At 59.3% G+C, this 14736-nt stretch carries 16 protein-coding genes; 11 read left to right on the forward strand and 5 right to left on the reverse strand.

What is annotated here, in order from left to right:
* Positions 1–28: 28 nt before the first annotated feature.
* The 5 genes from ACZ5C3_RS05985 to ACZ5C3_RS06005 are packed head-to-tail and all read left to right on the forward strand — an operon-like array spanning position 29 to position 4992.
* The gene (locus ACZ5C3_RS05985) at positions 29–1660 is read left to right on the forward strand and encodes an amidohydrolase (RefSeq protein ID WP_464036035.1); all 1632 of its coding nucleotides are present in this window, start codon (positions 29–31) and stop codon (positions 1658–1660) included.
* An 8-nt stretch (positions 1661–1668) separates the two neighbouring features.
* Complete coding sequence (locus ACZ5C3_RS05990; RefSeq protein WP_464044600.1) at positions 1669–2535, forward strand: branched-chain amino acid ABC transporter permease; 867 nt, start codon at positions 1669–1671, stop codon at positions 2533–2535.
* A complete protein-coding gene (locus tag ACZ5C3_RS05995; RefSeq protein WP_464036038.1) occupies positions 2536–3537 on the forward strand; it encodes a branched-chain amino acid ABC transporter permease in 1002 nt (333 codons plus the stop codon).
* A complete protein-coding gene (locus tag ACZ5C3_RS06000; protein ID WP_464036040.1) occupies positions 3534–4298 on the forward strand; it encodes an ABC transporter ATP-binding protein in 765 nt (254 codons plus the stop codon). The genes ACZ5C3_RS05995 and ACZ5C3_RS06000 overlap by 4 nt, the downstream gene beginning before the upstream one ends.
* Entirely contained in the window at positions 4279–4992 is a 714-nt protein-coding gene (locus tag ACZ5C3_RS06005) for an ABC transporter ATP-binding protein (protein WP_464044601.1), read from the forward strand. The genes ACZ5C3_RS06000 and ACZ5C3_RS06005 overlap by 20 nt, the downstream gene beginning before the upstream one ends.
* 18 nt (positions 4993–5010) lie before the next feature.
* Here the strand turns inward: ACZ5C3_RS06005 and ACZ5C3_RS06010 are convergent, their stop codons facing one another.
* The gene (locus ACZ5C3_RS06010; RefSeq protein WP_464036041.1) at positions 5011–5913 is read right to left on the reverse strand and encodes a LysR family transcriptional regulator; all 903 of its coding nucleotides are present in this window, start codon (positions 5911–5913) and stop codon (positions 5011–5013) included.
* A gap of 177 nt (positions 5914–6090) precedes the next feature.
* On the opposite strand from ACZ5C3_RS06010, the gene ACZ5C3_RS06015 reads away from it, so the two are divergent.
* The 6 genes from ACZ5C3_RS06015 to cnbZ are packed head-to-tail and all read left to right on the forward strand — an operon-like array spanning position 6091 to position 11408.
* The gene (locus tag ACZ5C3_RS06015) at positions 6091–7302 is read left to right on the forward strand and encodes an amino acid ABC transporter substrate-binding protein (protein WP_464036043.1); all 1212 of its coding nucleotides are present in this window, start codon (positions 6091–6093) and stop codon (positions 7300–7302) included.
* Positions 7303–7337: 35 nt separating this feature from the next.
* On the forward strand, positions 7338–8204 hold the full coding sequence (locus ACZ5C3_RS06020; RefSeq protein WP_464036045.1) for a branched-chain amino acid ABC transporter permease: 867 nt from the start codon (positions 7338–7340) through the stop codon (positions 8202–8204).
* Positions 8201–9136: a branched-chain amino acid ABC transporter permease gene (locus ACZ5C3_RS06025; protein WP_464036046.1), complete on the forward strand. Its 936-nt coding sequence runs from the start codon at positions 8201–8203 to the stop codon at positions 9134–9136. The genes ACZ5C3_RS06020 and ACZ5C3_RS06025 overlap by 4 nt, the downstream gene beginning before the upstream one ends.
* Positions 9129–9878, forward strand: coding sequence for an ABC transporter ATP-binding protein (locus ACZ5C3_RS06030; protein WP_464036048.1), 750 nt, complete (start codon positions 9129–9131; stop codon positions 9876–9878). Before ACZ5C3_RS06025 ends, ACZ5C3_RS06030 begins: the two co-directional genes overlap by 8 nt.
* Positions 9871–10614 (forward strand): ABC transporter ATP-binding protein, encoded by a 744-nt coding sequence (locus ACZ5C3_RS06035; protein WP_464036050.1) that lies wholly within the window; start codon positions 9871–9873, stop codon positions 10612–10614. The genes ACZ5C3_RS06030 and ACZ5C3_RS06035 overlap by 8 nt, the downstream gene beginning before the upstream one ends.
* 38 nt (positions 10615–10652) lie before the next feature.
* The gene (gene cnbZ, locus ACZ5C3_RS06040) at positions 10653–11408 is read left to right on the forward strand and encodes a 2-amino-5-chloromuconate deaminase CnbZ (protein ID WP_464036052.1); all 756 of its coding nucleotides are present in this window, start codon (positions 10653–10655) and stop codon (positions 11406–11408) included.
* A 38-nt stretch (positions 11409–11446) separates the two neighbouring features.
* Here cnbZ and ACZ5C3_RS06045 read toward each other — a convergent pair whose 3' ends face one another.
* From ACZ5C3_RS06045 to ACZ5C3_RS06060, 4 genes are read right to left on the reverse strand one after another with little or no spacing between them, the layout of a single operon-like run.
* Entirely contained in the window at positions 11447–12157 is a 711-nt protein-coding gene (locus ACZ5C3_RS06045) for an ABC transporter ATP-binding protein (protein ID WP_464036053.1), read from the reverse strand.
* Complete coding sequence (locus ACZ5C3_RS06050; RefSeq protein ID WP_464036055.1) at positions 12150–12929, reverse strand: ABC transporter ATP-binding protein; 780 nt, start codon at positions 12927–12929, stop codon at positions 12150–12152. Before ACZ5C3_RS06050 ends, ACZ5C3_RS06045 begins: the two co-directional genes overlap by 8 nt.
* On the reverse strand, positions 12926–13861 hold the full coding sequence (locus ACZ5C3_RS06055) for a branched-chain amino acid ABC transporter permease (protein ID WP_464036057.1): 936 nt from the start codon (positions 13859–13861) through the stop codon (positions 12926–12928). Before ACZ5C3_RS06055 ends, ACZ5C3_RS06050 begins: the two co-directional genes overlap by 4 nt.
* 2 nt (positions 13862–13863) lie before the next feature.
* On the reverse strand, positions 13864–14730 hold the full coding sequence (locus ACZ5C3_RS06060; protein ID WP_464044602.1) for a branched-chain amino acid ABC transporter permease: 867 nt from the start codon (positions 14728–14730) through the stop codon (positions 13864–13866).
* Positions 14731–14736 lie beyond the last annotated feature (6 nt).

Raw genomic sequence — 14736 nt, forward strand, 5'->3', positions numbered from 1 at the left:
AGGTTTAGGGCATCGGCAGGGACGACGGATGACGGAGAGTTCAGCTTCTCTGCGGTTGCTCAATGGACGCATTTACCGCTCCGCTTACGACCAGTCTCCTGCCGAAGCTCTTTTGGTCCGGAATGGCGAGGTGGCCTGGATTGGAGCGCAGAACGATGCTCCTGCCGCGGACGTCACGCTCGACCTGCGGGGCACGACCGTTATTCCCGGGCTGACCGATCCTCACATTCATCTCTTTGCGATCGCGAATGCCCGGCTGCTTGTTGCGTTGGGGCAGCAGCATGCATCGTCGATCGGCGATATCCTGAACCGGCTTATGACGCGCGCGCACAGCGAGCCAAAAGGCAGCTGGATCCAGGGCGTAGACTTCGACGAGAACAATCTGGCCGAACATCGCTATCCGACGCGCGATGAAATCGACGCTGTTATTCCCGATCATCCTGTCATGATCCGCCGTTTCTGCGGCCACATCGCCATTCTCAATAGCGCCGCGTTGCGGCATCTTGGATTCAACGAGGGGACTTCAAATCCTGAGGGCGGAGTCTTCGGTCGATTTCCGGATGGCCGCCTGGATGGCAGCGCCATCGAAAGCGCTGCGGAAATGGCATTTCGCGCGATGCCAAGAACCGACCGCGCCGTGCTAGCTGAAGCGCTTCGTCACACCATCGATGACTGCCTGCGGATGGGAATGACGGCAGCCGTCGAGGCTGCGGTGGGATTCACCAGCGGTTTCGATGAGGAGTTTGCCATTTGGCAATTGCTCCGGCGCAATCAGCCGCTTCTGCCGATGCGGCTCGGCTTCATGCTCCAGCTTGATCCGGAAGAAGCCGCACAGCGAGGACTTTCTCCAAGCCTCGATCCGGATTGGCAGAGCGCGACGCTGAAATATTTCGCCGATGGCATTGTCGGCGGGCGGACAGCCGCCGTCAGCGAAGACTATTGCGATACGCCGACGCGCGGCTTCTTCATGCGCGACGAAGGGGACCTTGAGCGCGTGATTGTCGAGGCGCATCGCGGCGGGTGGCAAGTGGCCGTCCACGCGGTGGGGGATCGGGCGATTTCCCATATAATTGGCGCTTATGAAAAGGCCCAGCAGGCAGCTCCTCGTGATGACGCTCGTCACCGTATTGAGCATTTCTTTTGCCCGCCGGTTGATGGCTTTGAACGGATGAAGCAGCTCGGCGGTGTCATTGTCATGCAGCCGAGTTTTCTGACGCGCATGCGTCGATCAATTCTCAATGCCTTTGGTGATCGTGCTCACCGAAATTATCCGGGCCGTTCAGCGCTCGATGCCGGGGTGAACTATGCCGGGAGTTCGGACGCACCCACCGGGCTCGTCTCGCCGTGGGCAGGGATGGCGGATGCGGTCGATCGGGGCGCTCCGGGCGGCGATCCGATAGGTCCCGGCGAGGCGCTAACTGTGCGGCAGGCGATATCGAGTTACACTCATGGCGGTGCCTATGCCATGAAGCAGGAAAACTGGCGGGGCGCGCTTGAGCCCGGGATGGCTGCGGACCTGATCGCGCTTGACTGCGATCCATTTACTGCCATCAATCCGGATCTTCGTAACATCAATGTGTTGATGACGATGATTCGTGGCGAAATCCATCACGATGCGATCGGTCGGACCTCCGCGGTACCTGCGGCGGCGCCAGCATAGGGAACGTGATGCAGACAATTCTGAGTATCGCATTCGATGGCATTGCCTACGGAATGGTGCTGTTCATCATTTCGATCGGGCTGTCGATCATGATGGGCCTCATGCGGGTCGTAAATCTCGCGCATGGAGCGTTCGCGATGATCGGGGGCTATCTCGCATCTTACGCGATGCGCGATCTCGGCATGAACTACGCGCTTGCGATTATTGCGGCGGTCATCGGAACAATTATCATCTCGATCCCGTTCGAAATTTTGCTCTATCGCCGCATTTACCGGAAGTCGGACGCTCTCACGCAGTTGCTTCTGACCATTGGCATTACGTTCTTCATTATAGGCATTGCGAACTTCCTTCTCGGACCGACTTTGAAGTCGATTCCATTGCCCGCCGCATTAAGCGGTCCAATGGATATCGGCTTTCGTATGGTGCCGACGCACCGCATTTTTGTGATTGTCTGCGGTGTGATCGCAGCCCTCGCACTCTGGTTTCTCATCGATAAAACTGAATTCGGTGTCCGGCTGCGCGCGTCCGTCGACAACGCCGACATGGCCGACTCCCTCGGCATCCGGACCGAGTGGATTTACGCAGCGACATTTGCGCTGGCGGTCGGGCTTGGCGCTTTCGGGGGCGTCGTCGGGGCAGAACTCATGCCGATCGAGCCATATTATGCGCTCCGCTACATGGTGACGTTTTTGGTGGTCGTCTCGGTGGGGGGCGCGGGATCGATCACAGGCGCCATTGCGGCATCGTTATTGCTTGGATTCACCGACACGACGGGAAAATATCTCGCGCCGGAATATGGCGAGTTCTTCTTCTATCTTGTCGTCATCCTTGTCGTTTTCCTGTTCCCCCGAGGCCTGTCCGGGCGGGCCCACTAGATGAATACATTTTCGAGATCGGCTGCGATGCGGCTAGAAGCCTTTCCCTTCGCGCAAGAGGTGCTGGGTATTCTGTCCATCGGTCTCCTTGGCCTCGTGGGCTATTTACTCTTTCCCGAGGACCTCGCATTTCTGACGCGCGTGATCAGCATCATCTTGCTGGTTTTGTCGCTCGATCTGGTGACCGGGTACTGCGGGGTTGCCACTCTCGGACAGGCGGTTCTTTATGGCGTCAGCGCATATGTCGTAGGCAATGCGGCCATCGCGGGGGTGAGTGATCCGATCCTGTTGCTCCTAGTTGGCGTTGTGGCCGGCATTTTGATGGGGCTGATCTCGGGCGTTTTGATTGCCCGGTTCCGTGGTCTCCCGCAACTCGTGCTGTCCATCGCCTTCGGTCAGCTTGTAACGGCGCTGTGCAACAAGCTCTCTTCGCTCACCGGTGGAAGCGATGGCCTTGCCGGCATTACGCCTGCACCCGTATTCGGCGTCTTCAACTTTGACATGTACAGCCGCACGGCGTTTGTCTTCTCGCTGGTCGTCCTCGCGATCGTGTTCGTTCTGCTGTTGCGTTTCGTCCGTTCGCCATTCGGCTTGTTGTGCCGTGGCATCAAGGATGACGACCTTCGCGTCCAGATGATCGGGGCGACCGTCTATCCGCGGCTGATTATCATGTACTGCGTCTCGGGTGCTGTTGCCGGCATCGGTGGTGCGTTGAACGCGATCACGGCCGGTGTTGTCGGGCTGGACAGCGTGGGTTTTGAGCGGTCAGCCGAAGCGCTTGTGATGGTGGTGCTCGGCGGTGCTGGAAACTTGTGGGGGGCACTGTTCGGCTCGATCATCTTTCAGATCTTTGGACACTATGTGTCGTCGACCAACCCGTTCCACTGGATGACATTGGTCGGTCTGTTGTTGATCCTTGTCGTGGTGTTCGTGCCGCGTGGCTTGTCGCATGGCGTTGCGGTGCTGTGGTCGAGGCTGACCAAGCAGGAGGCACGCCCATGACGGATCTTCTCAAATTGGAGGGACTGTCGAAATCCTTTGGCGGCCTCCACGTCAACCGGGACATTTCGTTTGGCCTTGCGGCGGGCGATCGTGTCGCGCTGATCGGTCCGAATGGCGCCGGCAAGACGACGCTTGTGAACGTGCTCTCCGGAGATACGCCGCCCACGGAAGGGCAGCTTTTTCTGGAAGGCGAGAATATCACGCACCTCGGGATCACCGGGCGCGTCCAGCGGGGTCTCGTGCGCACGTTTCAGGTCACGCGGCTGTTCAACAGCCTGACGGCTGCCGATAACGTCGCGCTCGCGATCATGCAGCGGCGAGGGATCACGCGACAATTTTTCTCGGCCGCAACGAACAGGCCCGACGTTCGTGAAGAGTGGGAGCGGCTCTTGGGCTCGTTGGGCATTGCGCATCTGGCAAGATTACCCGTGTCGAAACTTGCCTACGGCCAGCAACGTCTTCTGGAACTGGCGATCGGGCTTGCGCTGAAGCCGAAGGTTCTGTTGCTCGACGAGCCGGCGGCCGGCGTGCCTCACGATGAAGCGCCGAAAATTCTCGAAGCCATCGATCGCTTGCCGCCTGATATCGCGGTGCTGATGATCGAGCACGATATGGATTTGGTCTTCCGGTTCGCCAAACGCGTTCTCGTTCTCGCCAATGGCCGATTGATTTTCGAAGGAACACCTGAAGCCGTGACTGTCGACGACGAAGTGCGCCGAGCCTATCTAGGGAGCTATGCCGATGCCCGCCGCACGGCTTGACGTTGAAGGTCTCAGCGCCGGTTACGGACCGACGCGAATCATCCAGGGCCTGTCCTTCAATGTGGGTGCCGGGGACAGGCTGGCGATCCTTGGCCGCAACGGAATGGGAAAGACAACGCTGCTGGCAACGCTGATGGGATTGTCCACACGCCATCACGGCACCGTCAAGGTTGACGACGTTGACGTGACGGGGCGCAGGACATCGGCGCGCGCCCATCTCGGCGTCGGCTATGTGCCGCAAACGCGCGATGTGTTCCGCTCGCTGACTGTGGAGGAAAATCTGTCGACGGGTTTGAAGGGCCGGCCGCGCTCGGCGCTGGAAGAGGCCTATGAGATGTTTCCGCGACTCGGTGAACGGCGGCAGAATCTCGGAGGACAGTTGTCCGGCGGCGAACAGCAGATGTTGTCGATGGCAAGAACGCTGCTGGGAGAGCCGTCGATCCTGCTGCTCGATGAACCTCTGGAAGGGCTAGCCCCAGTCATCTGCGATGAGCTGATGAACATGATCTCCGATCTGGCGGCATCGGGGAAGATGACCATCATTCTGGTAGAGCAGCAGATCGAACGGGCTCTGGACTTTGCCGGCCGTGTCCTGATCCTCGAACGCGGACGGCTGGCTTGGGAAGGGACCCCGGGCGAATTGAAATCCGATCGCGCACTGGTCGAGCGATTGCTTGGCGTTGGTATCCATTAAGCGAGAGTGCATCTCGCCTCAGCCCTTGCGATCCTTCATTCGTTCTACGAGCATCTGTGCAATACGGAGGCTCGACGGGGAAGTTCCTTTTGCGGCCAATTGAACCAGCGTGACCTGAGTTGCCTCAAGCCTCTTGTCTCGTAAGGGAATCGCAACCAGCGTTCCCGCAAGCAGTTCCGGCATGGCCGCATCGCGCGGCAGAAATGTGCCGAGGTCGGTTTTCCCGACGATGCTGCGGGCAAAGGCGAGGGAGTTGGTTTCGCCATAGAGGTCGAGCTGCACGTTGGCTTGTGCGCAGGCGCGGTCGATTTCCTGTCGGATACCGAAAGACGGGTCGGGGACGATGACCCGCAAGCCCGCGAGATCCTTCATCGTGCAGGCGTCTCTGTTGGCCATCGGATGATGCGGAGAGACGATCAGGCAAAGCGATTGGCGCATGCGCGCGAGCTCGACGAGATCGCGCCGCGGTGCTCGCCCGAACACAAGCCCAAGATCCACTTCGTGCCGGCTCACCATTTCGGCGACATCGCGAGAGCCAACCGCTGTAATGGCGATAGAGATGCCCGGATGTTCTTCGGCTAGGTCCGCGACGAAGTCTGATAGGAAGCTTGCGAGCAAGCCTTCGACGGTCGCGATCTTCACGTGACCGCGCTGCAGCGAACCGAATTCCTCGACCTGATCCCGGACGCGTTCCAGCTTTTTCTGGCTCTCGATTGCATATCGATAAAGCAGGTGACCCGCGCTGGTCAGGGTCATTCCGCGTGCACCGCGCTCGAAAAGCTTGACCGCCAGTTCCTCTTCCAGGCCCTGCACTTGTCGGCTGATGGCGCTGGGCGCGATATTCAGGGATTCGGCGGCTTGTTTGACCGATCCGCGCAGGGTCACTTCCCGAAAGTATCGAATAGCGGTGGATTCAAGCATGTTTCCTGGCTCGGCGAGAGCGTCGGGCGGAAGGTGCATCGGAACGAGGCTGGAGGTGCCTAGCGTTCGAATTTTGAGACCGGTCGCTTCTAAATTCAATGCTTTTATTCGATCCCCCGGTTTGTCATGATTTCGTCAGGTCATTCTCTCGCTCTCGGTCCCTGATGGAGAAATTAGATGGCTCGTTCTGGGTTTATCGCGCGTTGCCTGAGTTCACTTTTAGTAGCCGCCAGTTTGGGATCGTATGCGACTACGGCCTCCGCTGAAGATGTGATCAAATTCGGAGCGCCGCTTCCGCTCACCGGGCCTCTGGCGCCCGAAGCCATCAAGCAACAACAGGGCTACGATCTCTGGGCCGAGCAAGCCAACAAAGCGGGCGGGATCTCGGTCGGTGGCAAAAAATATAAGGTCGAGATTGTTTACGCGGACTATCAGTCGAATACGCCGCGCGCGGTGCAGACATCTGAACAGATGATCACGCAGAACAACGTCAACTTCCTGTTCGGCCCGTTCGGATCGGGCGCAGCAAAGGCAGCAAGCAGCGTCTCCGAGAAGTACAAGGTGCCCACGATCGCGGCGACCGCATCGTCGGCCCAAGTCTACGATCAGGGCTACAAATACCTGTTCGGCACATTCACGCCGAACGACACGCTGACCACACCTCTGACGCAGATCGTGAAAGCGAAGGCGCCGGACGTGAAGAAGATCGCGATTCTTGCCCGCAACGACCTGTTTCCGCTGGCGATCGCGCAGGAGATGGAAAAGTCGGCCAAGGTGAACGGGATCGAAGTGGTCTACTTCGAGAAATACGCCATCAATACGCTGGATCACTCGGCGGCCGTCTCGCAGATCAAATCGCTGGCACCGCAATGGATCTTCGTGACCGGCTATACCAACGATCTTTTGCTGGTCCGGAAGCAGATGGCTGATCAGCAGGTCAAGGCGAACGTGGTCTCCATGATCGCTGGTCCCGCCTATCAGGAGTTCATCGATGCCGCCGGTGCGACTGCGGAGAACATTACCAGCGCCGCATGGTGGCATCCGGCTGCGCAGTACAGCGGCAAGGACATTTTTGGCACGACCGCGAACTACGTGAAGCTGTTCCGCGACAAGTACAAGTCAGATCCGGACTACGCGCAGGCATCTGCGTCCGTGTCGGGCGCATTGTTCCAGATGGCGATTGAGCGGGCGGGATCGCTTGACCGCGACAAGGTGCGTGATGAGCTCGCCAACTTGAACGAGATGACGTTCTGGGGCCCGGTCAAATTCGGCCCGACCGGACAGATCGACTCGCTTGAGCCGCCGGTTTTCCAAATCCAGGGTGGCAAGCCGATCGTGCTTGCGCCGCAGCTGATCAAGCAGGGTGAATTCAAACTCGGCGTGAACTGACACTTTACAACGGCAGCGCGCGGGCGGGGAGCGACATGCTGGCGGCTCAGGTTCTGATCAATGCATTGGTGCTGGGCTGCCTTTACGCGTGCATCGCTATCGGCTTCTCGCTGGTGTGGGGCGTTCTCAACGTCATCAATCTGATCCATGGCTCCTTCATCGTTCTCGGAGCTTACCTTGCTTGGGGACTGTATCAGTCGCTGCATTTCTCGCCCTGGTACGCGCTTGTCATTGCCGCACCGCTGTTCTTCTGCCTCGGCTGCGTCGTTCAAAGGATCATTCTGAACCGCGTGATCACTGCGCCGGTTCTCGTGACGCTGACGCTGACGTTCGGGCTCGACCTGATCCTGAACAACGCCATGATCTACTTCTTCAAGGCGGACTACCGGAAGCTGACACTGTCGCCGCCCATGGGCTCGGTGTCGCTGTTCGGGGTGGTTGTTCCGGTAGATCGCTTGCTGGCGACGGCCTTCGCGTTGGCTCTGACAGGCATTTTGTATCTGATCCTTCGGCGGCTGAAGGTCGGGCGCGCCATTGTCGCGGTCAGACTTGATCGAGACGCAGCGGTGTTGATGGGCGTCAACGTTAAATCGATCTACGCCATTGCCTTCGGTCTTGGCGCTGCTTTGGCAGGCTGCGCCGGCGTGCTGATGGCGCTGATTTTTCCGATCTCGCCGCTGACCTCGTCAGCCTATCTCGGTAAGGCCTTCGTGGTTTGCGTGCTGGGCGGTCTCGGTAGCGTCTCCGGGGCGCTTGCTGGCGGAATCCTGCTCGCACTGATCGAGGGCATCGGCTCGGCAACGATCGGGCCAGCGCATGCCACGACATTGTCGTTCGTGCTGTTGATTGTCTTCCTGATCCTGAGGCCGCAAGGCTTGCTTGGCCGGAAGGGGTTCGAATGACACGTTCGAACATCATTCTGCTGGCGATTGTCGTGGCCATTGCGGCGCTGCCGATGTTCGGCGGACCCTACGCGCTGCGGCTCGGCACCATGGCGTGCATGTATGCCATTCTCGCGCTGTCATGGAACGTCGTGGGCGGCCTCGCAGGGTATCCCTCGTTTGCCACAGCCGCCTTCTTCGGCTTCGGCGCGTATACGTGTGGTGTTTTGTTGTCTCGCGGGATGTCCATGGCATTTGCCGTGCCTATTGCGGGCATCGCGTCCTTTTTTGTTGCTGCTGTATTGGGAGCTGCGCTGCTGCGCCTGCGCGGGCATTACTTTGCCATTGCGAGTCTTTCCCTGATCGAGGTATTTCGCGAGTTGGTCAACAACGCGACCGATCTGACCGGTGGCGGCATGGGATTGAATATTCCCTTGGGCGCCGGATCGGCAGTCATGGCCGACGCCACATTTTATTTCTTGTCGATGTGGGGCGTGCTGCTGGCAACCGCATTGATGGTCATCATCGTCGGTGGATCCAAGCTGGGCTTCGGCCTTGCCTGTATCCGGCAGAATGAGACCGCAGCCAATATGATCGGTCTCAATGCCACGCTTTATAAGAGCGTAGCGTTTGGATTGTCAGCGTGTTTCGTCGGCGCCGCAGGCGGCATCTATGCGGCGTGGGTCCATTACATCGATCCGTCTGATGTGTTCGACATCCTCTATTCGGTGAAGCCGATCGTGATGGCTCTGATCGGCGGCCTGGGCTCGCCGCTTGGCGTGCTACTCGGTGCATTCGTCTATCTCGGATTGGAAGAGGTCGTCTGGCGCAACTACATTCAGATTCATAGTGGCGTGCTTGGCGTATTGATCGTCCTGTTGTTGCTGTTCCTGCCTCATGGTTTGATGTCGCTTCGCTCCCGCCTTCTCGCATGGAGACCGAAGCATGTCTGAGATACTCAGACTTGAATCTGTCTCCCGCCATTTCAGCGGCCTGCAGGCGCTGCGTGATATCTCGCTGAAGGTGAACAGGGGAGAGGTTCTCGGCCTGATTGGGCCGAACGGTGCGGGGAAAACCACACTGGTGAATGTCGTCACGGGGGTCACGCCCGCAAGCTCCGGAACGGTCACGTTTATGGACAGGGACATCACCCGAGTGAAGACCTATCAGTCCGCACGCCTTGGCCTGTCCCGCACGTTCCAGATCGTTCAGCCGTTCGCCGAATTCACCGCACTCGACAACGTTGCTGCTGCGGCGCTCTTCTCGCAACCCGGACAATCCTTGAAGTCCGCTCGGGAGGAAGCACGTGCGCATCTTGCTTTCGTGGGCCTCGAAGCCCAATCAGCGCAGCCCGCTGCAACGCTCACACTTGCCATGCGCAAGCGACTCGAACTGGCCAAGGCGCTGGCGATGCGGCCCAAGCTGTTGTTTCTCGACGAAGTCAATGCCGGGCTGAACAGCGCGGAAGTCGAACGGGCCACCAAGCTCATTCATCAGCTTGCTACGGACGGCATCACCATCGTGATGATCGAACATCTGATGAAGGTTGTTCTGAATGTCTGTACGCGCATTGTTGTGCTTCACAACGGCAGCCTGATTGCGGATGGCGCGCCGCGCGACGTCATCAAAAATCCCGCGGTCGTCGAGGCCTACCTCGGTCAGCAATATGCGCAGAGGGCTGCCGCCCATGGCTGAGATCCTGGCTGACGCATCAATCCTCGAATTGCAGGGACTGCGCGCGGGCTACGGCGAAGTGCAGGTGCTGTGGGGCGTCGATCTGGCGATCAAGCGGGGTGAAATCACCGCGTTGATCGGCTCAAACGGCGCAGGCAAGACCACGCTGATGCGGGCGGTGTCGGGCCTTATTCCCGTGCAGTCCGGCAGCTATCGGTCCGAGGGCGAGGATCTTAGCCACGCGTCGGCGGTGCACATTCTGGCGCGCGGCATCGTTCACGTTCCGGAAGGCCGGCGGCTGTTCGGCGCCATGAGCGTCGAAGACAACCTGCTGATGGGTGCCTATTCCCGAACGATCTCCGGCGCCGAGACGAGACGCGAGATGGATCGGGTCTACACGACGTTTCCGAAGCTGCGCGAGCGGCGAAATCAGGCAGCCGCGACGCTGTCCGGAGGCGAGCAGCAGATGTGCGCGATCGGTCGCGGCCTGATGAGCGCGCCGAAACTACTGATGATCGATGAGTTGTCGCTCGGTTTATCGCCGTTGCTTGTGGAGCAGCTCGTCGCCGCGCTGCGCGTACTCAACGCGGACGGAATGTCCATTTTGCTGGTGGAGCAGGATGTCACCATCGCGCTGGATCTCTGTGATCGAGCGTTTGTGATGGACATGGGACGGATCGTGCGGACGGGCTCCGGACCGGAGCTGCTCGCGGATCCGATCATTCGGGACGCATATCTCGGCGTGCTCGAAGACTGATCTCTATTTCTGTTTTCAACTCAAGAAGAAGAGGCAACATGATCAAGACCGTCGAAGCGCCCAACAGCGGCTACAGGTTCATGCCCGGCGTCAGTCAATATTCGGCAGGTGTCGCCGCATTGCCGGGGTTTGCCCTCGAACGTGTGCGCTTTACGAAACCCGTGCCGTTGCGCCATGGCTTCGAGCGTATCGCTCAAATCCTAAAGGACGCTGGCCGTCCGCTCACGGCATTCGCGGCGTGCGAACTGCGGTCCCCTGCACCGTTTACGGAAAGTGGATTTGTCAGCTTCAATGAGGAATATATCGGCTTCCTGAAGGCGTGGGGCCTGATGCCCGATGGCGTAAATCCGGTGGCGCGCAGCAACGTTTGTCCGAAGGTCGATCCTCCGTCAGAGCCAGGTTTCTATGCCTTCTCGTACAGCATCCCTGTCCACAACGCGCCACCCACATTCGTCGTGGCAGGAAGCGGAGAGGCGCCGGAGGGTAAGTCGAACTACCGCGATCACGCGGTTCGTCTCGGTGATACATCACCGGCGGCGATGCATGAGAAAGCCAAGTGGGTGCTTGGCGAGATGGAACGGCGCATGAGCGCGTTTGGTGGAGATTGGACCCAGACCACTGGCGTGCAGCTCTATACGGTCCACGACATCTATCCGTTTCTGGAAAGCGAACTTGGCAAGCGCGGCGTGTTGCGGCATGGCCTGACCTGGCATTTCAATCGGCCTCCGGTCGTCGATCTTGAATACGAGATGGACTGCCGCTGCGTTTACAACGAGAAAGTCGTTCAGGCCTAGGAACGACTGCAACGGGACAATGCACTGGGCGGCTAATCTCAGCCGCCCAGATACGCCTCCTGAATGCGCGGATCGCCAGCCAGTTCGGATGAGAGTCCCGAAAGCGTGATCGCGCCGGTCTCCAGCACAAAGGCGCGGTTTGCTACTTCAAGGGCCATTGCGGAATTCTGCTCGACCAGCAGCACGGCAAGTTGTGTCCGCTTGTTCAGTTCGACAATCCGCTCGAATACCTGTTCGATCACAATTGGAGCGAGACCGAGGGAGGGCTCGTCGAGCATCAGCAGGCTGGGCCGGCTCATCAACGCACGCCCGATGGCAAGCATCTGCTGTTCGCCGCCCGATAGCGACCAGCCGCCTTGCTTGATGCGCTCTTTCAAACGGGGAAAGAGATCGAACACCAGCGCCATGTCCTCTTCGACTTCTTTTTTGTTATAGGCGCGAGCCGCGGTGCCGGTGATCAGGTTCTCACGCACGGTGAGACCCGGAAAAATTCGCCGGCCTTCCGGGCTGTGTGCCAGTCCGGAGCCGACGATCGCCTCAATGGGCGATCCCTGGATTTGCTCGCCCTGCCAGAAGATCTTTCCTGCTGTTGGCCGCAGCAGGCCGGAGATCGTACTCAGCGTCGTGGTTTTTCCTGCGCCGTTGCTACCGATCAGCGCGACGATCTCTCCGGGCTCGACACTGAAGGAGATGCCCTTGAGCACCTCGATGTGGCCGTAGGCAACGTGCAGGTCTTCGACTTTAAGCATGGCTATGCCGCCTGCCGAGATAAGCCTCGATCACTCTGGGATTGGATTGCACTTCAGCGGGTGTGCCTTCGGCAATCTTTTTACCGAAATCGAGCACGGCGACGCGATCGCTGATACCCATCACCAGGCGTACATTGTGTTCCACGAACAGAACGGTGATCCCGCTGCTTTTGAGTTTCGAGATGGTTTCCAGCAGGGTCATGCTCTCGGTCATGTTCATGCCGGCGGCCGGCTCATCCAGCAGCAGGACACTGGGCTTCGATGCAAGGGCGCGGGCGATTTCGAGCAATCGCTGCTGCGCATAAGGAAGCTGATTGGCGCGATCGCCGGCACGAGCCTCCAGCCCCACGAGGCGTAGTGCTTCGCGAGCGGAATGCTCGATCTCGTCCTCGTTCTGCCGTTGCCGGTTTGCGGATGTGATGATGCTGAAGATCGGCGTCGGCGTACGGCAGGCTGCGGCCACCTTGACGTTTTCGAGGACGCTGAGGTTTGGGAACAGACGGATGTTTTGAAACGTGCGGGCAAGACCGATCCGGGCGATCTTGTGCGGCCTAAGCCGAAAGATTTCCTCGCCATTGAGGCGGATCGATCCGGCATCGGCATGGGAGGCGCCACTCAACGCATTGAGCAGCGTGGTCTTGCCGGACCCGTTCGGCCCAATCACAGCTTGCACGATGCCGCGCGGAACATCGAGGTCGACGTTATCAAGGGCCACGAGCCCGCCGAACCGGCGTGTGACGCCGCGGGCGGCGATGATGGGAGCGGTACTCATCGTGCGGTGGCCCCACGTAGTCTCACGAGCGACGAGAGCGAAGCGAGGCCGCCGGGCGCCAGGACGATGACGCAGATGACGCCAAGCCCGTAAAGCACGAGGTACCATTGACCGAGAAATCGCAAGGCCTCCGGCAGCAGTGTCAGCACCAATGCGCCGATGATGCAGCCGGGGATCGATCCCATGCCGCCGATGATCAGCATGGTCATCAGCAGCACAGCTTGCGTGCCGGAAAAGCTGTCGGGGCTGACGAAGCGGATCGAGGATGCATAGAGACAGCCCGCGAGGCCGGCATAAACAGCGCCAATCATAAAGGCCATCAGCTTGATGCGAACGGTATCGACGCCACTTTGCTCGGCGGCGATCTCGCTGTCCTTTGTTGCGATCATGGCTCGCCCGAGTGTCGAGTTGCGGATGCGCATGGCGACAATGACCGCGATCGCAAGAGCCGCGAGCAGAACATAAAAGTGCTGAACCTGGCCTTCAGGGCCAAAGCCGAGAATGCTGATGCCGGGAATGGCTCTGAGACCGGACGTGCCGCCCGTCACAGGTTCCCAATGTACGATGATCAGCCGGACGATCTCGCCGAAGCCAATGGTGGTCATCGCCAGATAGTATGTTCGTAGCCGGAGCGTCGGCATGCCGAGAATAAGGCTGGCGACGATCACGATGACGGTCGAAAGAAATGGCGCGGCAATCCAGGGAATGCCGGCCTTGGTCGCGATCGCAGTCGTATAGGCGCCCAAACCATAAAACGCGGCTTGACCGAAGTTGATCTGGCCTGTCCATCCCGTCGCATAGTTGAGACCCAGCACGACGATGGCATTCAGAATAGCAAGGTTGAGAAGCTGAATGATGTAGCCGTCACGCGTTACGAGCGGGATCGCCAACGCGACCGCAGCCGCAAAAATAGAGATGGGTGATAGTTTCACGATCACACCTTCTCGCTGCTCTTTTCGCCGAACAGCCCACGGGGCCAAGCGACGAGAACAGCGATCATGACGATAAAGGCGTAGGCATCGCGGAAATTCGATGAGATGTAGCGCGCGCCGAAAGTCTCGATCAGGCCGAGAAAAAGCCCGCCAATCACGGCGCCGGGCAAATTGCCGAAGCCGCCGATGACGCTGACCACAAAGCCCTTCAGGCCAAGGCTCCCGCCCATGGTCGGCTCAGCCAGGAAGATTGGGGCCACCAGCAGGCCTGCAATTCCCGAAAGAACGGCGCCAAATGCGAAGGCCACGGCGATGGTCCGGCTGACCGGAATGCCGACCAGACGCGCCGTATGGAGATCTTGCGCCGTCGCCTGCATTAGGATTCCAAACCGTGTCCGCGTCAGCATGACGTACTGGAGCAGCAGGATCACGGCGAGCGTGGCAAAAGTGAACAATTGATGCGCCGAGATCACGACGCCGGCGAAACGTAACGGCGGTCCGCGCACAGGAGAGGGGAGAGAAACTGGAAGCGGCCCCCACACAATGAGAGCCAGGTTTTCCAGAACGATGCCCATTGCGATCGTCGTCAGGATCACGAGAAACGGCGGCCGTCCTCGCAAAGGAAAATAGACCAGCACCATGAAAATGATGCCAACCAATGCCATCGCGATAACGGTAATGGCCCATGACATTGCCACCGGCAGTTCGTGCGTGACCGCACCGCTGATGCCGATGAATGCCCCCAGCATCAGCAGCTGTCCCTGTGCGAAATTCACGATCTGCACGGTGTTGAAGATCATGAGAAGCCCGAGCGCCACGAGAGCGTAAATGCTCCCGAGCGCGAGGCCGTTAACGACAAGCTGACCCATCGTCCG

Source organism: Afipia dichlorophenoxyacetatis, assembly GCF_055386385.1.